16 protein-coding genes are annotated in these 20,575 nt (G+C 73.5%); 12 read left to right on the top strand and 4 right to left on the bottom strand.

What is annotated here, in order from left to right; genetic code table 11:
- A complete protein-coding gene (locus V6U89_RS15890) occupies window positions 1–417 on the top strand; it encodes an RNA-guided endonuclease TnpB family protein (protein WP_334571928.1) in 417 nt (138 codons plus the stop codon).
- Window positions 418–536: 119 nt separating this feature from the next.
- On the opposite strand, the gene V6U89_RS15885 is transcribed toward V6U89_RS15890, so the two are convergent.
- Both V6U89_RS15885 and V6U89_RS15880 read right to left on the bottom strand, forming a co-directional pair.
- A complete protein-coding gene (locus V6U89_RS15885) occupies window positions 537–956 on the bottom strand; it encodes a TOBE domain-containing protein (protein WP_210775216.1) in 420 nt (139 codons plus the stop codon).
- Between the two features lie 185 nt (window positions 957–1,141).
- Window positions 1,142–3,196 carry a M4 family metallopeptidase gene (locus tag V6U89_RS15880; protein WP_334571926.1) on the bottom strand — a complete coding sequence of 685 codons (2,055 nt, stop codon included), beginning with the start codon at window positions 3,194–3,196 and terminating at the stop codon, window positions 1,142–1,144.
- A gap of 477 nt (window positions 3,197–3,673) precedes the next feature.
- Here V6U89_RS15880 and V6U89_RS15875 point away from each other — a divergent pair, with 477 nt between their 5' ends.
- The 7 genes from V6U89_RS15875 (at window position 3,674) to fxsT (ending at window position 13,448) form a co-directional block, all read left to right on the top strand.
- Window positions 3,674–4,033, top strand: a complete 360-nt coding sequence (locus V6U89_RS15875; RefSeq protein WP_334571925.1) for a hypothetical protein — start codon at window positions 3,674–3,676, stop codon at window positions 4,031–4,033.
- A gap of 57 nt (window positions 4,034–4,090) precedes the next feature.
- Window positions 4,091–4,993 (top strand): DUF4231 domain-containing protein, encoded by a 903-nt coding sequence (locus V6U89_RS15870; protein WP_334571924.1) that lies wholly within the window; start codon window positions 4,091–4,093, stop codon window positions 4,991–4,993.
- 87 nt (window positions 4,994–5,080) lie between these two features.
- Window positions 5,081–5,266, top strand: coding sequence for an FxSxx-COOH cyclophane-containing RiPP peptide (gene fxsA / locus V6U89_RS15865; protein WP_334571923.1), 186 nt, complete (start codon window positions 5,081–5,083; stop codon window positions 5,264–5,266).
- Complete coding sequence (locus V6U89_RS15860) at window positions 5,238–7,571, top strand: FxsB family cyclophane-forming radical SAM/SPASM peptide maturase (RefSeq protein WP_334571922.1); 2,334 nt, start codon at window positions 5,238–5,240, stop codon at window positions 7,569–7,571. The genes fxsA and V6U89_RS15860 overlap by 29 nt, the downstream gene beginning before the upstream one ends.
- A 132-nt stretch (window positions 7,572–7,703) precedes the next feature.
- Window positions 7,704–8,384, top strand: a complete 681-nt coding sequence (locus V6U89_RS15855; RefSeq protein WP_334571921.1) for a TIR-like protein FxsC — start codon at window positions 7,704–7,706, stop codon at window positions 8,382–8,384.
- The gene (locus V6U89_RS15850) at window positions 8,371–9,537 is read left to right on the top strand and encodes a TIR-like protein FxsC (RefSeq protein ID WP_334571920.1); all 1,167 of its coding nucleotides are present in this window, start codon (window positions 8,371–8,373) and stop codon (window positions 9,535–9,537) included. The genes V6U89_RS15855 and V6U89_RS15850 overlap by 14 nt, the downstream gene beginning before the upstream one ends.
- A complete protein-coding gene (fxsT, locus tag V6U89_RS15845) occupies window positions 9,534–13,448 on the top strand; it encodes an FxSxx-COOH system tetratricopeptide repeat protein (RefSeq protein WP_334571919.1) in 3,915 nt (1,304 codons plus the stop codon). Before V6U89_RS15850 ends, fxsT begins: the two co-directional genes overlap by 4 nt.
- Here the strand turns inward: fxsT and V6U89_RS15840 are convergent.
- A complete protein-coding gene (locus V6U89_RS15840) occupies window positions 13,442–14,395 on the bottom strand; it encodes an alpha/beta fold hydrolase (protein WP_334571918.1) in 954 nt (317 codons plus the stop codon). The genes fxsT and V6U89_RS15840 overlap by 7 nt on opposite strands.
- 232 nt (window positions 14,396–14,627) lie before the next feature.
- Window positions 14,628–15,641 carry a helix-turn-helix domain-containing protein gene (locus V6U89_RS15835; RefSeq protein ID WP_334571914.1) on the bottom strand — a complete coding sequence of 338 codons (1,014 nt, stop codon included), beginning with the start codon at window positions 15,639–15,641 and terminating at the stop codon, window positions 14,628–14,630.
- 211 nt (window positions 15,642–15,852) lie between these two features.
- Here V6U89_RS15835 and V6U89_RS15830 point away from each other — a divergent pair, with 211 nt between their 5' ends.
- From V6U89_RS15830 to V6U89_RS15815, 4 genes are all read left to right on the top strand, one after another.
- Complete coding sequence (locus V6U89_RS15830) at window positions 15,853–16,788, top strand: diacylglycerol/lipid kinase family protein (protein ID WP_334571912.1); 936 nt, start codon at window positions 15,853–15,855, stop codon at window positions 16,786–16,788.
- 32 nt (window positions 16,789–16,820) lie between these two features.
- Window positions 16,821–17,486, top strand: a complete 666-nt coding sequence (locus tag V6U89_RS15825; protein WP_334571908.1) for a DUF998 domain-containing protein — start codon at window positions 16,821–16,823, stop codon at window positions 17,484–17,486.
- A gap of 68 nt (window positions 17,487–17,554) precedes the next feature.
- A complete protein-coding gene (locus tag V6U89_RS15820; RefSeq protein WP_334571906.1) occupies window positions 17,555–18,328 on the top strand; it encodes a nucleotidyltransferase domain-containing protein in 774 nt (257 codons plus the stop codon).
- A 220-nt stretch (window positions 18,329–18,548) separates the two neighbouring features.
- Window positions 18,549–20,564, top strand: coding sequence for a phage tail sheath family protein (locus V6U89_RS15815; RefSeq protein WP_334571905.1), 2,016 nt, complete (start codon window positions 18,549–18,551; stop codon window positions 20,562–20,564).
- Window positions 20,565–20,575 lie beyond the last annotated feature (11 nt).

Genomic DNA, 20,575 nt, shown 5'->3' with positions numbered 1-20,575 from the left:
GTGTTGTGGCGTGGATACTCCCGCCTTCAGGTGGGAAAGGAAACGCCACTCCCTCCCCTCAGTGAGGCGTTCCTGAACGAGGCCACCCGACTCGTCCGCGAAAATCAAACGGTCGTGATCGAAGACCTCAACGTGCGCAACATGATCCGCAATCACAGTCTGGCCCGTGCCATCTCCGACGCTGCCTGGTCGGACCGGCGCGCAATGCTGGAGTACAAAGCCGCCTGGTACGGGCGGACGGTGATCGCGGTCGACCGCTGGTACCCGTCGTCCAAGACCTGCTCGACGTGTGGCCGCATCACCACGGCCATGCCGCTGACCGTCAGGTCGTGGACCTGCCCCGGATGCGCCACAGAGCATGACCGGGACGTCAACGCCGCCAGGAACATCCTCGCCGCCGGGCTGGCGGAGAGGTGAAACGCCTGTGGAGCTGACGTAAGACCTCACGGGAGTCCTCCCTACGGGCAGTCGGCGATGAAGCAGGAAACCCCACGGGCGACCACGGGGAATCGCCTCCCTTCAGGGAGGGGAGGATGTCAACAGCTGTTCCTCCCGCGCAGCAGCGGCGCGGCCCGCTCGACCACGACCGTGGTGGACTTGATCACGGCGACCGCGACCGAGCCGACCGTCAGGCCCAGCTCGTCGACCGCCTCGCGGCTCATCAGCGAGACCACCCGGAACGGGCCGGCCTGGATGTCGACCTGCGCCATCACCGTGTCCCGGACGACGGCGGTGACGATCCCGCGCAGCCGGTTGCGGGCCGAGGAGAACTCGGCGCGCCCGTCCGGCTCGGCGGCCTGGGCCCGGACGAAGCCGGCCAGCTCGACGCCGTCGACCAGCCGGTGGCCGTGCTCGTCCCGGGTCGCCGGCAGGCGCCCGGCGTCCACCCAGCGCCGCACGGTGTCGGTGCTGACGCCCAACAGCTCGGCGGCCTCGCTGATCCGGAACACGGTCACCGGGTCACCCTAGCGGCTCGCGTCTGCGTGGCGGAAGCGGCGACCAGGCTCGCGTGCCCGAGGGTCATGGTGGGTGAACGGTCGCATCTGCGGGTGCGGCGGTGCGCCCGGCGGGCGCCGCCGCGAAACGACGGCGGTCGGCCGCCGCGGGACGCGGCGACCGACCGCCGGTGGTACGGGTCGGATCAGCTCAGGGTGAGCGCGGTGTCGTCCACCACGAAGGACGTCTGCAGTGAGCTGTCCTCCACCCCGCTGAACGAGATGGTCGCGGTGGTGCCGGCGAGCGAGGAGACGTCGAAGGTCTTCTGCACGTAGCCGGCGGCGGCGTTGACGTTGGAGTACGTGGCCAGGGTGGTGCTGCCGGCCTTCACGGTCAGCCGGTCGTACGCGGTGGTGCCCGACTCAGCCGTGTCGATGTGCAGCCAGAAGCTGAGCGTGGCGCGGCACCCGGCCGGGATGCTCACCGACTGCGACAGGGTGTCGGTGTGGGTGGAGCCGTACCCGTCCATCCAGGCCTTGTAGGAACCGCCGTGCGCGGCCTGGCTGGTCGAGTTGGTGATCACGCCCGAGGAGGCGGTCCAGCTGACGTTGCCGGACTCGAAGCCGGGGTTGGCCAGCTTCTGGCCGGAGCAGCTGCCCGACGGCGGGGTGGTCGTGGTGGTCGGGGTCGGCGTCGGGCTGGTGCTGCACGTCGGGTCGGCGGTCTGGGCCGGGACGCTGACGGCGTTCCAGGCGGCCTTGACCGTGTCGAACTCGGCGCAGCTGCCCGGGTAGAGGTTCTTGGCGGCCTGCAGCGTCCAGGTGCGGTACTTCAGGTACGACGAGGACGACGTCTTGAGCAGCATCGCGTTGTACATGATCTTCATGGCCTTCTGGATGCCGAGGCCGGTCACGGTGCTGCCGTTGCAGGTCGGGCTGGTCGGCTGGCCGTTGGTCGGGTTGCTGCCCATGGCCAGCAGGTAGAACCAGTGGTTGCCGGGGCCGGCCGCGGCGTGCACCTCCTGGGTGGGGATGCTGCTGGAGTAGCAGTTGGCGTCACCCACCGCCGACGGGTTGTACATGTTGCGGATCGGGCCGTTGCCGACCAGGTTGATCTTCTCGCCGACCAGGAAGTCCGGGGCGTCGTAGGTGGACGGCTCGTTGGCGAACCACTCGGTGGCGGCGCCGAAGGTGTCCGCCACGAACTCCTGGGTGTTGCCGCCGGAGATGCCGCCCGGCGTCCTGTCGTCGATGCCGTGGCCGATCTCGTGGGCGACCACGTCGATCGAGCTGATCCACTGACCGGCGGTGTTCTTGCCGATCTGGACCTGGGTCCCGTCGTAGTAGGCGTTCTGGTCGTTGAGGCCGACCCGGATCGGCCAGGCGCCGCCGGTGCCGTTGGCGCCGTTGCGGCCCAGCCACTGGGAGAGCATCCTGTGCTGGGTCTGGGCGGCGAAGAGCGCGTCGACGCAGCCGGTCTCCTTGCTCGTGCCGCTGCCGTTGCCCCACGCGTCGTCCGAGCCGGAGAACGTGGTGTTGGTGGCCGCGTCCTGGCAGCTCTGGTTGGCGACGTTCGGGTCCTTCAGCGAGTACGTGCTCCCGGACAGGGTGGTGTCGAGCGCCAGCGGGCTCGGCCCGTTGTAGTAACCGGTGCCGGTGCCGTCCATGACCCGTTCCCGGTTCCGCAGCACCTTTCCGGTCGCGGCGTCCACGTCGACGGTCAGCCGGCTCGGGCCCTCGGCCGAGGTGCCGGTGAGGGTGGTCTGCCAGGCCAGCGTGGGCGTCTCGGCGAGGTTGTAGACGACGAGGGTGGTGCCCTCGACCCCGGCGACCGTGCGCAGTTGGGCGCGGGCCGTCTTCTCCGCCCTCGCGGCGGTGAGCTTCGGGGTCGTGGCGATCTCGCCGAGCGGCCGCTGCTGGGCCACCGAGGCGTAGGTGACCTGGCCGGCGGAGTTCGTGGCCAGGACGAAGTCGCCGCCCTCCACCGGCAGGCCCTTGTAGGTGCGCTCGTACGGCACGTACTGGGTGCCCTCCGAGGAGATGACCGGCTTCTGGACGAACCCGTCGTTGGCGCCGGCGTGCAGGTACTGCGGCCGGCTGGCCACCAGGGAGCTGGCCGCGTTGGCGGCGAGCGCGCGGGCCTCGGCGGGTGCCGGGGCGGGGCTCGGGGGTGCGGCCTGGACTGCCGCCGCTGTTCCCGCGGCGAGCAGGCCGGCCGCTGCCGCGCCGGAGAGCGCGACGAGGCGAGGTGAGATCTTCAAAGGGGCGCTCCTGTTCTGGGTCGGCGCGTCCGTTGCCCGGTGGGGTGGCGCGCCGGTCGAGCGAAAGCAGGTGCGACGGCGGTCTCCGGAGCTGCCGGCGTGCCCGGAGTGACGACCGGCCGTCGCGCGCCGCCGGGGGTTGGCGACGTGCTGGAGGCACGATCACACGCGCAAACATTGATATCAATGGGTTGACTCAGGCAACCGATGATGGTGGGGCTCATCCGGTTGTTTCGGTCTGGTGAACGGAGGTCCACCCGTCGCGGTCTGAACAGGTGATCTCTGTCGGGGCCTCGGGGCGGGCGCTGCCCGGCTCGCGCGGTTTGCCGCTAGGTGCATGATGCGGGCACCGGCGCAGAGCGGTGGCAATCCGGCATGTTCGCCCTGTCCGTCATGGTGGCCGAGATCACCGGCGCGGCCGCCTGACCTGGCCCGACCAATGGGCTGCCGGCGCCTGGCAGGGGCAGAATGGTGGCCATGCGGCAGGGGTTCGCTCACCAGGCGGTACTCGACATGGCGCCGGACGCCGATCCGGGCGCGCCCGGGGCGGCGATCACCACGGTCCTGTGCGGCCACTGGGAACACGAGCCGCCCTGTCCGGTCGCGTCCCACCACACCCGGGCCGAGCGGTCCGGGGGTGAGGTGCGCCTGCACATCCTCTTCGCCACCGAACCGCACCGGGAGGAGCGGGTGCGGCAGGACATCGACCGTGCCCTGGCGCGCGGCGAGCTGCGCGGCCCCGACGGCGGGACGACCCGCTGGCGGCTGCGGCTGAGCGGACCGAGCGAGCCGTCGCCCGGGGAGGCCGAGCACCTCGAGCGGTTGACCCGCGGCTAGACCCGTCCGCCGCCCGGCGTCCCCGGGCCGTGGGCGCGGCTGACCTACCATGCGGGCGTGGCGAACTTCGATGCGTCGGCGGCGCTCACGATGGTCTGGCAGCGGCAGAGCGTCTGGTCGCAGGCCGCGGTGGCCGAGAAACGGCGCGTGGTGCGCGCGCGGCGTACGGTCGTCGGCCTCACCATCGGCGCCGCCGTCGCCGGCTCGCTCGCCACCCAGCTCGGCGAGCCGCACCGGACGGCCAGCCGCGCGCTGGCCATCCTCGCCGCCGCCGCGCTGCTGCTGGTGCCGGTGGCGGCGAGGTGGACCTCGCGGGACACGGTGCACGCGTGGACCCGGCTGCGGTCGGTCTCCGAGGCGTTGAAGGCCGACGTCCACCGCTACCTGGCCGGGGTGGCCCCGTTCGCCGGCGCCGACCGCGACGCGGTGCTGCTGCGGCGCGCCGACACCCTGCTCGACGACTCGGGTGACCTGGCCGGGCGGACCGTCGGCCTCGCGCCGGTCGCGCGGCCGCTGCCCGACGTCGAGGACGTGCCGAGCTATCTCACCGCCCGGGTGCGGGGGGAGGTGACGGGCTACTACACCCCGATGGCGCGGCGGATGGCCCGACTGGCCGCGCGCGTCCGGTGGGCCGCGACGGCGGTGACCGTGGCCAGCGCCCTGCTCGCCGCGACCGTCGGGGTGCTCGGCGACGGGCTGGGCCTGACCGCGTGGCTCGGGGTCGCGGCGACCGTGACGACCGCCCTGGTCGGCTACGGGGCCGCGCAGCAGTACGAGGCCCAGCAGATCGAGTTCGCCCGGACGGCCGACCAGCTGGCCCGGCTGTGCGTGACCCGCGAGACCGGGCACGGCTGGACCGACGACGACGCGTTCGTCGCCGAGGCCGAGCGGATCATCTCGCTCTCCAACGAGGGTTGGATGGCGAAGATGATCGAAGAAGATGGCGCAGCGCAGCAGTGACATCACAGCGAGTGAAATGTATTATCTTCGATGGTGTCGTCGACCGTGGATGTCGACCGACCATCAACCGCATATGGGGGAACCGACGTGGATCGCATCGCAGTCCGTCCCGACCCGACCCCGACCCCGAGCCCGCCGCCACTGGACGACCTGCGGCACACACCGCTCGGCCAGATCTCCCTCTCCCGGGCGCGTGCCGTCGCCCGGGTCCACGACCGCAGGGTCGACCGCCCGACCGGCGTCGATGTCGCAGGCTTCGGCTCTTCGATCTGACGCTGGCGGGCCGGGCAGGAAGCCGCCCGGCCGGGTCAGCCCGCTCAGTCAGTACGTGCTCAAGCTGACCAGCCGGTGCGACCTCGCCTGCGACCACTGCTACGTCTACCAGCATCCCGACCAGTCCTGGCGCCACCAGCCACACGTGATGGCGGCGTCCACACTGGAGCAGGCGGCGCGTCGGATCGCCGAACACGCCGCCGCGCACGGGCTCGACACCGTCCGCGTCGTGCTGCACGGCGGCGAGCCGCTGCTGGCCGGCGCGGGCGGCCTGGCCGCCGCCGCCGCCGAGCTGCGCCGTCGGATCGACCCGGTGGCGCGGCTCGACCTGCGGATGCAGTCCAACGGCGTGCTGCTCACGCCGCGCATCTGCGACGTGCTGGTCGCGTACGACGTGAAGGTCGGCATCTCCCTCGACGGTGACCTGGCGGCCAACGACCTGCACCGCCGCTATGCCAGCGGCCAGAGCAGCCACGCCGCCGTGCTGCGCGGGCTGGCGCTGCTGCGCCGCCCCGAATACCGGTCCAGCTACGCCGGCATCCTGTGCACCATCGACCTGGCCAACGACCCGGTCGCGGTCTACGAGGCGCTGCTGGCCCAGGAGCCGCCGCAGATCGACTTCCTGCTCCCGCACGCCAACTGGGAGCGCCCGCCGGCGCGCCCCGAGGGGGTGCCCACCCCGTACGCCGACTGGCTGCTGGCGATTCACCGGCGCTGGCTGGCCGACGGGCGGCCGGTGCCGATCCGGCTGCTGGAATCCCTGCTCTCCACCGCGTCCGGCGGGGCCACCCGCACCGAGGCGGTCGGGCTGGGCTTCGCCGACCTGGTCGTCGTCGAGACGGACGGGACCTTCGAGCAGGTCGACTCCCTCAAGTCGGCCTACGACGGCGCCCCGGCCACCGGGCTGGACATCTTCCGCCACCGGGTCGACGACGCCGCCGCCCACCCGATGATCGCCATTCGGCAGACCGGCCTCGCCGGCCTCTGCGCCACCTGCCGGGAGTGCGAGGTCGTGCGGCAGTGCGGCGGCGGGCTCTTCGCCCACCGCTACCGCCCCGACACCGGCTTCGACAATCCCTCGGCCTACTGCGCAGACCTCAAGGAACTGATCCACGCGATGACGCCCGCCGACGTACCCGCCCAGCGGCAGCCCGCCGACGCGCTGAGCCCGACCGTGCTCGACGACCTCGGCACCGGCTACGGCACCGTGGAGTCGGCCCGCCACCTCGCCTCGGTCCACCTCGGGCTGGTCCGCGCGCTGCTGGTCGACCTCAGCCCCCGGGCGGCGCACGACGAGCGGGCAGCGGCCGGGTGGCAACTGCTGGTCGATCTCGATTCCACCGCCCCCGAGGCCGTCCGCGCCGTGCTGGAGCACCCGTTCGTCCGCCGCTGGGCGCAGCGGTGCCGCGACGACGCGACCGCCGAACTGGCGTACCTGGCGTGCGTGGCGGCCGCCGCCGCGATCCGCGCCGGAGCCGACGCCGAGCTCACCGTGCCGGCCCGCGACGGAGCGTTGAGCCTGCCCACGCTCGGCGCGCTCGCCGTCGACGCCGACGAGGAGGCGGTGCTCCTGTCCATCCACGAGGGGGAGTTCACCGCGCGGGCCGGTGGTCGCCGGATCACCGTGCGGCCTGGCCGGCCGGACCTGCCGGACGGCTGGCGGCCGGTGCGGGCGGCGGACGCCGACGGGCACCGCGTCCTGCTGGAGGACACCGACCCGTACCGGGACTGTTTCGCGGTGCCGGTCGCGGCCCGGCTGCCGGCGGCCACCGCCGACGGCTGGACCCGGCAGCTGACCCGGGCGCTGCGCCGCGTCGACGTCGAGGCCGGCGGGTACGCCCCGGGCCTGCGGACGCTGCTGCGCGCGGTGGTGCCGCTGGAGGCCGACGAGGGCGGGATGCAGCGCAGTGCCGCCGCCGGGGCCGCCTTCGGCGCGGTGGCCGTCGCGCCGGTCGGCGACGACGCGGCGCTCGCGGTGCTGCTGGTGCACGAGGTGCAGCACCTCAAGATGCACGCCGTGCTGGACGTGTGCGACCTGTTCGACCGGCACGACCGGCGCCGGCTGACCGTGCCCTGGCGGGCGGACCCGCGACCGGTGGAGGGCGTCCTGCACGGCACGTACGCCCATCTGGCCGTCGCCGACGTGTGGCGTCGCCGGCCCGGCGGCGCGGCGGCGGCCACCTTCCGCCGCTACCGCGACTGGACCGACGGCGCCCTCGACGCGCTGCTCGACCTCGGTGCGCTGACCGCCGCCGGCGAGCGGTTCGCGCACCGGATGCGCGACACGCTGGACAGTTGGTCGTGACCCCCGATGCCGCCGCGGTCACCGCTCCGGGCACCGACCGGTCGCGGCGCGGGTGACGGGGACACCGCGGTATTGCGTACGCCGATACTGTGGACGGTTCAGGATGTCCCACGTCGGGCGGGGGAGCGGCAGGTGACCGAGGAAGAGTTCCGGGTCGACCCGTCCGCGCCCGTGTTCTTCCTCAGCTACGCCCGGACGAAGAACCGGATCGCCGCGCCCCCGCGGGACACCAACCGCAAGGTGTTCCAGCTCTTCGTCGACCTCTCCGACCACGTGGTCGAGCTGCTCGGCCTGCCGCCGGGGCGCCCGGCCGGCTTCATGGACCGGATGATCGACGGCGGGCAGCTCTGGACGGAGGACCTGGCCTTCGCCGCCGGTCACAGCCAGGTCTTCCTCCCGCTGATCTCACCGCAGTACCTCAACAGCGCCTGGTGCGCCCGCGAGTGGGACGCCTTCGCCCGCCGCCGGTTCGCCCTGCGCCCGGGCGCGGCGGCCACCCCGGGGGAGACCCCGATCATCCCGGTCAACTGGTCGGTGGTGGAGCGGCACCGGGTGCCGCCGGTCGTGTCGCAGCGGCAGATGTTCACCCCCACCCGGTTACCCTCGGACATCGCCCCGCAGTACCACGACGAGGGCATCTACGGCCTGCTCAGCCTCGGCAAGAACGGCAAGGACGCCTACGACGCGGTGGTGTGGCGGCTGGCGCAGCGGGTCGCCCGGGCGTACCACACGCACTGGGTGCAGGCCCAGGTCCCCGCCGACCTGCAGCAGCTCCGCGCGACGTTCGAGGAGGTCGGGCATGACCTGGTCTGACGCTTCCTCGTCCGGCGCGCCGCCGGGGCGGCAGACGTACTTTTTCCTGAGCTACGCGCACTCGGTGCCGCTGTCCGCGTCGGCCCGCCCCGACACCGACTTCTGGGTCAACCGGTTCTTCCAGGACCTCGGCGCCGCCGTGCGACGCGGTGCCCGCCGTACCGGCGAGCTGGACGTGGGGTTCTTCGACGGGCTGGTCAGCCCGGGCGCCGACCTCAAGCAGACGCTCACCGACGCGCTCAGCGTCGCCCACGTCTTCGTGCCGCTCTACTCGCCCAAGTACTTCAGCAACGCCTGGGCGGTCGGCGAGCGGGACTCGTTCCGCAGCCGGCTCACCCGGCTGGCGCCCGGCCGGGCCGCGCGGCACATCCTGCCGGTGCTCTGGCTGCCCCTGTCGCCCTGGGAGGAGCGGCCCGAGACGGCGCTGGCGCTGGAACTGGTCGGCGACGACGTCGAGCGGGCCGACTACGCCGAGAACGGGCTGCGGGCGCTGTGCAAGCTCAGCGCCTACCGCCGGCAGTACGAGAGCATCCTGGCGGTGCTCGCCGAACGGATCATCACGGTGGCGGAGAGCGAGCCGCTCGCCCCGTCCCGCGCCGCGACGGTGACCAGCCACCCGGTGACCGACAGCGGGGAGACCGCGCTGGTCGTCACCACGCTCACCCCGCACGCCCCCGGCTGGCGGCCGTACGGCGACCAGCACGAGCTGGCCGTCGCCGACTACGTCGCGGCCACCGCCGAGCGGCTGGGCCTGTCCACCCGGGTGGTCGGCTTCGCCGACGCCCGCGCGCAGGCGCCGCAGTGCCCCACCGTCGTGCTGGTCGACGCCGCCATCGGCGCCGAGGCCGCCCGCGACGCGGTCGACGGGCTGCCCCGCTGGGCGGTGCCGCTGGTCATCGCCGCCGACGGCGAGCGTGGCGAGACGACGCCCGAGGCGATCGCCGGTACGTTGCAGGACGCGCGCTTTCCGCAGGTGCTGCCGGTGCGCGACATCGCCGAGTTCGAGCGCTGCGCGCCGCAGCTGGTGATCGAGGCCCGTAAGCAGTTCCTCCGACACGGTCCGGTCGATCCCCCCGACGGCCCGGCCGTGCCCCGGCCGAGCCTGCGTCCGGCCGGCGCATCAGACGTAGGGCGAGGGAAGGAAGACCGATGACGGGACCGCGCGATGGCCAGGTCGTCACCTTCTACTCATACAAGGGTGGCACCGGCCGCACGATGGCGCTGGCCAACACGGCCTGGATCCTGGCCGCGAACGGGCAGCGGGTGCTCGTCGCCGACTGGGACCTGGAATCCCCCGGCCTGCATCGGTTCTACGCGCCGTTCCTCGACCCCGAGCAGGTCGCCTCCACCGGTGGGGTGATGGACCTGATCCTGGAGTACGAGTGGGAGAACGCCCGGCGGCGCGCCGAGTCCGACGCCGCCGCCCGCCCCGGTGACTGGCACCGCCAGTTCGCCCGGGTGCACAAGTACGCCTTCTCGGTGAACTGGGAGTTCCCCGGCGGCGGCAGCCTCGACCTGCTGCTCGCCGGCCGGCACAACCCCGACTACGCCACCAGCGTCACCGGCCTGAACTGGGACAACTTCTACAACCGTCTCGGCGGCGCCCAGTTCTTCGACGCCCTGCGCGAGGACATGAAGCGGCACTACGACTACACGCTGATCGACAGCCGCACCGGCATCAGCGACGTCGCCGAGATCTGCACCATCCACCTGCCGGACGTGCTGGTGGACTGCTTCACCCTCAGCGACCAGGGCATCGACGGCGCCTCGGCGGTCGCCCGCCGGGTCCGGGGCTACGAGGGACGCCGCGCACGGCGGGTGCTGCCGGTGCCGATGCGGGTCGACGACGGGGAGAAGGGCAAGCGGGACGCCGGCCGGACGCTGGCGATGCAGCGCTTCGCCGGCCTGCCCAGCGGCATGACCGACGCCGAACGCCAGGAGTACTGGCTGACCGTCGAGGTGCCCTACCGGGCGTACTACGCCTACGAGGAGACGCTGGCGACCTTCGGCGACGAGCCGGGCGGCCGGACCACCCTGCTGTCCGCGTACGAGACGTTGACCAGCCACATCACCAACGGCCGGATCGGCGCGCTGCCCCGCCTCGACGAGGCGCTGCGCCGGCAGACCGTCCAGCGCTTCGAGCGCAAGCCGGCCGTCCCCGACGAGCTGATCGTGCTGCGGCACGCCGCCGAGGACCAGGCCTGGGCGGAGTGGGTGCAGGCGGTGCTCACCGGCGCGGACCTGCGGGTGCTGACCGTCGCGCCGGGCGCCGTCGCGCCGGTGAAGGCCGACACCGCCTCCCGCGAACTGCGGCTGGTCAGCCGGGCGTACGTCGCCGCGCGGGACCGGCTCGGCCCGGACGTCGTCGGGCGCGGCGGCGCCACCCTGGCCGTGCACCTCGACGACACCCCGCCCACCCCGGACGTCCCCGTCGGCAGCTGGACCTCGGTGCACAACCGGGGCGTGGAGGCCGCCACCGAGCAGCTGCTCAAGCTCGTGGGGCGGCCCACCGGCGACGGCGGGCGGGGCCTGGCGGGCGCCCGTTTCCCCGCCGTCGGGGCGGAGGTGTTCAACCCGCCCGGCCGCAACGTCCGCTTCACCGGCCGCGAGCAGTTGCTGCGCCGGCTGCGCGAGGAACTGAAGGCCGGCGGCACCGAGCGCACCCCGGTGGCGCTGCTCGGCGGCGCCGGCATCGGCAAGACCCAGCTGGCCATCGAGTACGCGCACCGCTTCCGCGGCGCGTACGACATCGTCTGGTGGATCGACGCGGACCCGCCGCAGTTCGTCGACGTGCAGGTGTCCGACCTCGGCCGCGAACTCGGCCTGCCGGAGCTGCCGACCATTCCGGAGAAGACCCGGGCCGTGCGGCAGTGGCTCAGCCGCGCGGAGCGCCACGAGGACGGCGGCCAGCCACCCCGGTGGCTGCTGGTGTTCGACAACGCCGACCAGTACGAGCACGTCAAGGACTTCCTGCCGCAGGGCAACGGGCACGTCCTGGTCACCACCCGCAACCCGGACTGGGGGGACCTGGCCCGGGCGGTGGACGTGGAGGCGTTCCAGCGGACGGAGAGCGTGTCGCACCTGCGCGCCCGCATCGGCGAGCAGCTGATGAGCGTCGCCGAGGCCGAGCAGGTCGCCGAGGCGGTGGAGAACATCCCGATCCTGGTCGCGATGGCCGGCGCCTGGCTGGCCGACACCGGCACCCCGGTGGGCGACTACCTGGCCGGGCTGGCCCGCACCGGCCCGGAGACCGACGTGTGGGGCCACTCCCTGCAGCGGCTCAAGGAGCAGTCCGCCGGTGCGTACCGGCTGCTCCAGCTCTCCTCGGTGCTGGCGCCGGAGATCTCCCTGGACCTGCTCTACGGCGACCAGGTGGCGCGGGTCATCGCGCCGCACGACCCGGTGGTGGCGGCCCGGGTCGCCGACCGGGTGTCCGAGCGGGACATCGCGGCGGCCCTGGTGCAGCGGATCAACCGGCTCGCGTTGATCAAGGTGGACCTGCACGCCCAGCGGGTGCAGGTGCACCGCCTGCTCCAGGCCGCGCTGCGGGTCCGGATGTCCGACACCGAGCTGAACGAGATCAAGCACGACGTGCACCGGATCCTCGCCGGGTCGCGCCCGTCGGGCGAGGTGGAGGACCCGGCCGTGCAGGACCGGTTCCGCATCCTCTGGCCGCACCTGGACGGCTCCGACGCCGTCTCCTGCCAGGACGACAACGTCCGCCAGCTGGTGATCGACCGGATCCGGTACATCTACCTCAACGGCGGCTTCGAGCAGGGCGAGCAGTACGCGCGGCAGGCCGACAAGACCTGGTCGACGCGGCTGGAGGAGCTGTCCCCGGACTCGCCGCCGCACCGGGCGCTGCGGGTGCAGCTGCTGCACCTGCGGTTCAACTGGGCGAACCTGCTGCGCGGCCTGGGCCGGTTCGAGGAGGCCCGCCAGCTCGACGAGGACACCCTGCGCCAGCAGGAGGAGCTGATCGGCGCCAGCCACCCGTACACGTTGATGACCGCCGGCAGCTACGCCGGCGACCTGCGCGCCCTCGGCCGCTACCGGGAGGCGCTGGAGCGGGACCTGCGCACCTACTCCGCCTCGGTGGAGGTGTTCGGCGAGGACAACCGTCGCACCCTGGTCGCCGCCAACAATCTCGCCGCCTCCTACCAGCTGATGGGCCAGTTCGCCCGCTCCCGGGAGCTGGACGAGAGCACCTACCGCCGGCTGCGGCTGGTGCTCGGCGCCGAGCACCCGCGGACCCTCTTCTCCGCCAGCAACCTGGCCCGGGACCTGCGCGAGGTGGGCGAGTACGAGCGGTCGGTGTCGCTGCTGCGCGGCGTGGTGGAGGGCTACCGCCGGCTCTTCGGCGAGCACTCCCGCGACGCGCTCGTCGCCCAGGCCAACCTCGCCGTCTCGCTGCGCAGCACCGGGGAGATCGACGAGGCGGCCGAGCTGCTCGACGTCGCCTACGAGCGGCTGCGCACCAGCTTCGGCCCGACCAGCCCGGACACCCTGTTCAGCTGGCTGAGCCGCACGGCGAACATGATGCTGCAGGGGCAGGGCGCCCGGGCCCGGGCCGAGCTGGCCGAGGTCGGGCAGATGTTCGCCCAGGTGTTCGGCGCCGAGCACCCGTACGCGCTGGTCTGCCGCAACAACCTCGCGGTGGCGACCTGGGACGCGGGGGAGCACGCCACGGCCCGCGCGCTCGCCGAGTCCGCCGCGGAGGCGCTGCGCGCGGCGCTGGAGGAGCGGCATCCGTTCGCGATGGCGGCGGCGAACAACGCCGCGGTCTTCGACATCTACTCCGGCGAGCTGGAGGAGGGCCGGGCGCGACTGCGAACCGTCGTGGAGCGGATGGTCGAGGTGCTCGGCCCCGAACACCCCGACACCCTGCGCGGCCTGGGCAACCTGGAGGTCGTCCACCAGATGGCCTCGGGCGGGCTGGTGAGCATCGGCCGGACCCGGATCGCCGACCGGCTGGCCGACCGGATCGGTCAGCGGCATCCGAGCGTGGTGGTGCTGCGCGACGGCCGGCTGGTGCGCCGGGTCGTCGACCCGCACCCCTACTGATCGGGCCGGCTGCCGATCAGCACGTCCCGGCCCACCGGCGCGCCAACGTCGGTGAGCCAGCGCAGCATGCGCGGCAGCTCCTCGACGGCGTCGAAGTGCGCCGCGCCGGGCTGCACCTCCACCTCGGCCCCCGGAATCTGACCGGCCAGCCACCGTGCGTGGCTGGCCGGGGCGAAGGTGTCCTCCGCGCCGTGCCACAGCCGCACCGGCGTCACCGCGGTGTCGATCGCCCCGAGGTCGAACTTCCAGCTCCGCCGCAGCGCGAGCACGTCGTCGATCCACCCGTACGGGCCGGCGCGCAGCGCCTCCTCGTAGGTGTCGGTGATGAGCCGGCGCAGCGCCGCGTCGTTGACCGCCCGCCGGTCCGCCGCGCTCATCTCCACCATCAGCTCTTCCAGCAGGATCCGCGGATCCTCGACCGCCCGCGCGGCGCGGCGCCGGATCTGCTCGATCAGCGAGGCGGTGTCGCGGTTGCCGTCGCCGCCGAAGCCGCGCACGTTGTCGCCGTTCATCCCGGCGAACCAGTCCAGCTGCGTGGCGTCGGACGGGGCGAAGCTCACCAGCACCGCGACCCGGGTCACCCGGCCGCGTAACGCGCCGTCGGCGGCGCAGGCCAGCGCGTGCGGGCCGCCCCCGGAGCGGCCGGCGACGGCGAAGTGCGCCAACCCGAGCTGGTCGGCGATCGCCTCCACGTCGCGGGCGGCGTCGGCGACGTCGCGACCCTCCCGCCGGTCGGAGTCGCCGTACCCGGGACGGTCGTGCGCGATGAGCCGGACGCCGAGCCGGTAGAGAACAATGCCGCGTGGCTTCGGGCCGCGGCGGCTGCCGGGGGTACCGTGGAGCAGGAAGACCGGAAACCCGTCGGGCGCGCCGGTGACCTCGTACGCCACGCGCTTGTTGTCCGCGCGGTGGGCGAATTCGGCCCCTGGCTCGCCATCTCGGGTCACTCGAGCCTGCCTTCCGGTGCTGCGTTCAGCCAACGTGCGTAACCCGGCGGGTGAGGAAGCTGATCCGGCTGCGACAACCTCACTCAGCAGTCGAGCCTAACGGTCGGGCCGTCCGCGTCGCTACAGAGAGCATCGACAAGGGGCCGGATCTGTCGGAAACGACACCCGTCCGGTCCCTTATCCTGGAACTTCCGCCCGACGCCCTGACCGGCCGTTACGGGTGCCAGGCGGGTCACCGGTCGGCACCCGGGCGGCCCGCGCCGCACGCCTGCGGCCAGGCGTGGGCGGCCCACCCGCCGGCCGCGTCCGGGTCGGCCCCGGCGGCACTCGGGTCGCCGTAGCGCCAGTGCAGCCGGTACTGGGCGCGCAGCCGGGGCCGGGGCACCTGCCACTCGTACGCGACGACGCCCTCGCGTTCCTGGCGGCGCGGGAGCACGTCGGCGGTCGTCTCGGAGGTGAACGACGTCTCGCTGCCCCAGACCGTGGGACGGGCGGCGGCGGGAAGGTCCAGCCGGATGGCGAGGCGGCGGGTGGGCAGCCGGATGTCGCGCTGCAACCAGTCGCCGAACTTCCACGCCGGCACCCGGTAGGCGTAGGCGAGCACGGTGCGCTGCCCGGGGTAGAGCGGCACGGGCGCGCCGCCGGTGTCGAACATCAGGGCGATCTTCAGGAAGGCGTCCCGGCTGCGGGTCACCCGCCAGCGCATCGGTTCCGGTCGGTCGGCGCCGATGGTGGCGGCGAAGTCGACCTCGTCCAGGGTGAGCGGGTGGCGGCTGTGGAAGTCCGTGGAGCGGGCCGGGTCGTCCGGGAACCGGTCGATGTCGATCTGCACGGTGTGCCGGGTGATCGGCTCGGTGCCGACGCTGTGCAGGACGCGCCGGAACCGGCACTCGTACCAGCCGTCGACGAGGGAGAGGGTGGCCTGCTCGTCGTCGATCACCAGGTGCGGCCCGGCGGGCGGCGGCACGGCGGTCGGGCCCAGGGCGGGCAGTCGGCCCTCGCCGCGCGCGCCGGCGAACTCGACGTACCGCTGCCAGATCCGGTTGCCGCTGTCGAGCACCAGTTCGACGCGGCGGGCGAACTCCTCGGTCGGCTGGTGCCGGCCGTTCTCGATGTGGCTGACGTACGAGGGGTCGAAGCCGGTCCGCTCCGCCAGTTCCTTCTTGGACAGTCGGCGCTGGTGTCGCCAGTGCGTGAGCTCCCGTACGAAAGCCGCGGCCGCATCGTCCTGTATGGAGCCGTCCATGCCCCCGTCCCTGGGTGTCGGGCCTCAAGTGTGTCCCAGGTGTTGCGGCCGCGCCAGCCATGATTCGCCGGCCGGCAGCAGGTTCCGCCGGCCGGCGTCGAAACTGTGAACAGGGCGTTACCGGGCGGCCAACACCGTCGCCACGCGGGCGTCGGTCCCGCCTCGTGCCGCGACGCGTGGGACTCCGGGCGCCTGGGTATCACCTCCGGTCATGAGCACGCGCAGCACGGCCACCGACGAGCGCCCCGCGACCAGCGTGAACGTGGGCACGGTCGCGGTCGTCGCCCACCGGAAGAAGACCCTCGGCGGCGGCCTCGACGAGCTGCGCGCGACCCTCGTCGCCGCCGGGGTCGAGGACCTGCTCTGGTACGAGGTGCCCAAGAGCCGCAAGGCACCCAAGAAGGCCCGAAAGGCGCTCAAGAAGGGCGCCGAGCTGGTCTTCGTCTGGGGCGGCGACGGCATGGTGCAGCGCTGCGCCGACGCCCTCGCCGGATCGGATGCCGCGATGGCGATCCTGCCCGCCGGCACCGCCAACCTCTTCGCCGCCAACCTCGGCATCCCCACCGACCTCGCCGAGGCGGTCCGCGTCGGCCTGCACGGCCACCGCCGCCGGCTGGACCTGGGCCGGCTCAACGGCGAGCACTTCGCGGTGATGGCCGGCGCCGGCTTCGACGGGGATTTGATCCGGGAGGCCGACCGCACCCTCAAGGGTCGACTCGGCCGGGCCGCGTACCTGTGGACCGGCCTGCGCCACGTGCGGGGCGAGCTGGTGCGTACCCGGATCCGGGTCGACGGGTCCGACTGGTTCGACGGCGAGGCGAGCTGCGTGCTCTTCGGCAACGTCGGCACGATCACCGGGGGAGTACCCGCCTTCGACGACGCCCGCCCCGACGACGGCGCCCTGGAGATCGGCGTCTCCACCGCCGGCGGCGCGATCGACTGGGCGCGGACCCTCGGCCGGATGGCCGCCGGCCGCTCCGAGGACTCGCCGTTCGTCCGGATCACCCGCGGTCGCCGGATCAAGGTCCGCTTCGCGGTGCCGAAGACGTACGAGCTGGACGGCGGCGCGCGGGGCGAGACGACCCGGCTGAAGGTCAGGGTGGCGCCGGGGGCGTTGACGGTGTGCTGCCCCGAGACGGACAGTTGAGGGGCGAACCGGCACGACCGGGGGGAGGGGCGATGGGCCCGTCACAGGACATGGTCACCGTCCGCCGCCTGCGCCGGGGCATCGGCCTGGTCGGTATCGCGATGCCGTTCGTGGTGACCCTCGGAAACGCCCTCTTCGCCGGGCGCCTCACGCTGCTCGAATCGATCAGCGGGGCGTACCACACCGCCATGCGGGACGTCTTCGTCGGCAGCATGTGCGCCATCGGCGTCTTCCTCATCTGCTACCGGTACCGGCCCCTCGACGACGTGCTGAGCAGCGTCGGCGGCGCGCTGGCGGTCGTGGTCGCGCTGTTCCCCACCGCCTCGGGGGCTCGGGACGACCCGGTCAGCGCGACCGACATCCTGGTCGGGCGGGTGCACCAGGTCAGCGCCGCCGCCCTGTTCCTGCTGCTGGCCGGCTTCTGCCTGTTCCTGTTCACCCGGACCGACCCGGCCGTCGTCCCGGTCACCCCGGAGAAGCTGGTCCGCAACCGCGTCTACCGGGTCTGCGGCGCGATCATCGTCGTGGCGGTGGCGCTCGCGCCGGCGAGCACCCTGCTGCCGGAGCCGGTGCAGGAGGCGGTGAAGCCGGTCTTCTGGTGCGAGACCGTCGCCGTGCTGGCCTTCGGCGTCGCCTGGCTGGTCAAGGGGGAGGCGATCATCCGGGACGGCAGCGGTCGGGGCGCGGACCCGAGCTGAGCGGTCCCGCCGTGCCCGTCCGGGGGTGGCATGCCGCCCGTCGACCGGGCCGAGGCAGGATGACGGCCATGGACCCGACCGTGCGGCGCTATCTCGACGACCTGGTCGACGCGGCCCGCGACGTCCTCGACGACGACCTCGTGGGGGCGTACGCGGCCGGCTCGGTGGGCATGGGGGCGTACCAGCCGGGCCGCAGCGACGTGGACGTGGCGCTGGTCGTCGCCGGACCGCTGGACAGCCGACGCAAGCGCGACCTGGTGGCCCGGCTGCGGCACGAGGCGCTGCCCTGCCCGGCGCGCGGCCTGGAACTGGTCGCCTACACCCGCGCGGTCGCCGGCTCCGGCACCCCCGAACCGGGTTTCGAGGTCGAGCTGAACACCGGGTCCCAGATGCCCTTCCGCGCCACCTGGGACCCGGCCGAGCGGCCCGCCGCCGACGGCCGCTTCTGGTACGGCCTGGACCGCGACATCCTGCACGAGCACGGGTACGCACTGCTCGGCCCGCCCGCCGCCGACGTCTTCGCCGCCCTGGCCCCGGCCGACCTGCGCCGGCTGCTCGTCGAGGCGCTGCGCTGGTGGCTCGCCCTGCCCATCCCCGCCGACGACGCGCCCGCCCCGGGCGCCGAGGACGCGGTGCTCGGCGCCTGCCGGTCGTTGGTGAAGGCCCGGGACGGGGTGTGGCTGTCGAAGGTCGCCGCCGGCAGCCGGCTGGCCGACGCCGGCTACGAGAACGAGCTGATCGGGCGCTGTGTCGCCGCGCGCGCCGGGGGCGTCCCGCCCAGCGGCGCCGAGGCCCGGGCGTTCCAGCGGCGGGTGCTGGCGGAGATCGCCGCGGCGAGCTGACCGGCGGGCGTGAAGGGTCGGACGCCGGCGCATCGCCCGGCGGTGCCGGGGCGCGCGACGATCGGCCCCCGACGCCGGCCGGTCCGGTCGGCGGGGAGTGACCGGACCGACACCGCGTGTCGGGTACGCGTCTCGGCGCAGTCGGTTCCGCGCTAGAGCGGCCCGGCCCGGGGGGCGGAGGGTGTGACCAGCCCACCCCGCACTCCGAGACGAGGTAGTCATGCCCGTGACTCCGAGCTACCCCGGCGTCTACATCGAGGAAGTCCCGAGCGGCGTCCGTCCCGTGATCGGTGTGGCGACCGGCGTGACCGCGTTCGTGGGATACGTCCGCACCGGGCCGGAGAACCGCGCCGTCCGGGTGGACAGCTTCGGCGATTTCGAGCGCCGCTTCGGCGGGGTGGACCGGGATTCCGAGCTGAGCCTGGCCGTGCAGCAGTTCTTCCGCAACGGCGGCTCGGCCGCCCTGGTCGTCCGGGTGCCGAAGAGCGACGCCCGCGCGGCGTCGGTGACGCTGCTGGACAAGGTCGGCACCGGCCCGAAGTCGGCGCTGGTCCTGGACGCCGCCAGCACCGGGCAGTGGGGCAGCAACCTGCTGGTCGACGTCGACCACGACGGTGCCGCCGATCCGAAAATCTTCAACCTCAGCGTGCGCGACGGGTCCACCGGCGTCACCGAGCGGTTCACCGGCCTCTCCGCCGACCCGACCAGCGCCGCCTACGCCGTCACCCTGCTCAACGATCCCGACCGCGGCTCGTCCCTGGTCCGGGCCCGCCCCGGCGCGAGCGGCGCCGGCCGGCCGGTCCCCAGCGGCACGGTCGGGGCCCCGATCGGCGCCCCCACCGTCGACGCCGGCAAGAACTACCGGCTCACCGTCCAGCCCGACCGGCCCACCAAGCCGGACCCGGCCGACGCCACCAAAACGGTGCCGGCCGTCGCGGCGGTGACGGTGACCGTGCTGGAGAAGGGCGAGCGGCTGCCGTCCTCGCCCGCCGGGGTGGCCGCCCTGGTGCAGCGCAAGGTCAACGCCGCGCTCGGCGCCGCCGACGGGGCCGCCGGCCTGCGGGTCCGGGTCGTGCCCACCGCCGAGGGCGGGGTACGCCTCCTCGGCGACGTCGACCCGCTGGTCGCGCCGGCCGCCGTGGACGCCGCCTTCACCGTCGCCGGGGTGACCGCCTCCGGCGATGTCGCCAACGGCGCCACCCTGCTCGGCCTGGGCGGGGCGACGGCCAACGTGGGCCGGTACACGCCGGTCGGTGCGAAGCGGCTCGGCCAGGGTGACCTGGTCACCGGCGCCTACGGCAGCACGCTGCCCGGCACCGCGGCCCTGATCGGCTCGGAGGCCGCCTACTCGGGCCTCTACGCCCTGCTCAAGACCGACCTGTTCAACCTGCTCTGCATCCCCGACGCCACCCGGGCCCGGCACGGCGATCCGAGCACCGTCGACAGTGGAGTGGACCCCGAGGCGGTCTGGTCCGCGGCGTACGAGCTGTGCGAGCGGCGCCGGGCGATGCTGCTGGTCGACCCGCCGCCCGGGGTGGACGACCCGGACCGCGCCCTGGACTGGATCAACCAGCTCGGGGTCAAGGGGCCGAACGCGGTCGCGCACTTCCCCCGGCTGCGTATCCCCGACCCCTCCGACGGTTTCCAGCCGCGCACCGTGGCGCCCAGCGGCACCCTCGCCGGCCTGTACGCCCGCCAGGACGCCGAGCGGGGCGTGTGGAAGGCCCCGGCCGGCACCGAGGCGCAGCTGCGCGGCGTGACCACCCTGGCGTACCCGCTGACCGACGCCGAGAACGGCGTGCTCAACCCGCTCGGGCTCAACTGCCTGCGCACCTTCCCGGTGGTCGGCACGGTCAACTGGGGCACCCGGACGACGGCCGGCGCGGACGTGCTGGCCAGCCAGTGGAAGTACACCCCGGTCCGCCGGCTGGCGCTCTACATCGAGGAGAGCGTGTTCCGGGGCACCCAGTGGGCCGTCTTCGAGCCGAACGACGAGCCGCTCTGGTCGCAGCTGCGGCTCAACCTGACGTCGTTCATGCAGGACCTGTTCCGCAAGGGCGCGTTCGCCGGGCGGACCCCGCGCGAGGCGTACCTGGTGCGCTGCGACGCGGAGACGACCACCAGCGACGACCGGGACCGCGGCGTGGTGAACGTGGTCGTCGGATTCGCCCCGCTCAAACCCGCCGAGTTCGTGATCATCCGGATCCAGCAGCTCGCCGGCCAGAACCCGTCCTGAGAGGTGTGAGC

Source organism: Micromonospora sp. CPCC 206171 (genome assembly GCF_036906755.1).
Lineage (GTDB): Bacteria > Actinomycetota > Actinomycetes > Mycobacteriales > Micromonosporaceae > Micromonospora > Micromonospora purpureochromogenes.
Note: the sequence above shows the minus strand (reverse complement) of the source record. Positions and strands in the feature narration are given on the sequence as shown.

Coding starts and splice junctions, on each gene's coding strand:
- V6U89_RS15875 (WP_334571925.1), top strand. CDS start 3,674: ATGCGGCAGGGGTTCGCTCACCAGGCGGTACTCGACATGGCGCCGGAC.
- V6U89_RS15860 (WP_334571922.1), top strand. CDS start 5,238: ATGTCGCAGGCTTCGGCTCTTCGATCTGACGCTGGCGGGCCGGGCAGG.
- V6U89_RS15850 (WP_334571920.1), top strand. CDS start 8,371: ATGACCTGGTCTGACGCTTCCTCGTCCGGCGCGCCGCCGGGGCGGCAG.
- fxsT (WP_334571919.1), top strand. CDS start 9,534: ATGACGGGACCGCGCGATGGCCAGGTCGTCACCTTCTACTCATACAAG.
- V6U89_RS15835 (WP_334571914.1), bottom strand. CDS start 15,641: ATGGACGGCTCCATACAGGACGATGCGGCCGCGGCTTTCGTACGGGAG.
- V6U89_RS15830 (WP_334571912.1), top strand. CDS start 15,853: ATGAGCACGCGCAGCACGGCCACCGACGAGCGCCCCGCGACCAGCGTG.
- V6U89_RS15825 (WP_334571908.1), top strand. CDS start 16,821: ATGGGCCCGTCACAGGACATGGTCACCGTCCGCCGCCTGCGCCGGGGC.
- V6U89_RS15820 (WP_334571906.1), top strand. CDS start 17,555: ATGGACCCGACCGTGCGGCGCTATCTCGACGACCTGGTCGACGCGGCC.
- V6U89_RS15815 (WP_334571905.1), top strand. CDS start 18,549: ATGCCCGTGACTCCGAGCTACCCCGGCGTCTACATCGAGGAAGTCCCG.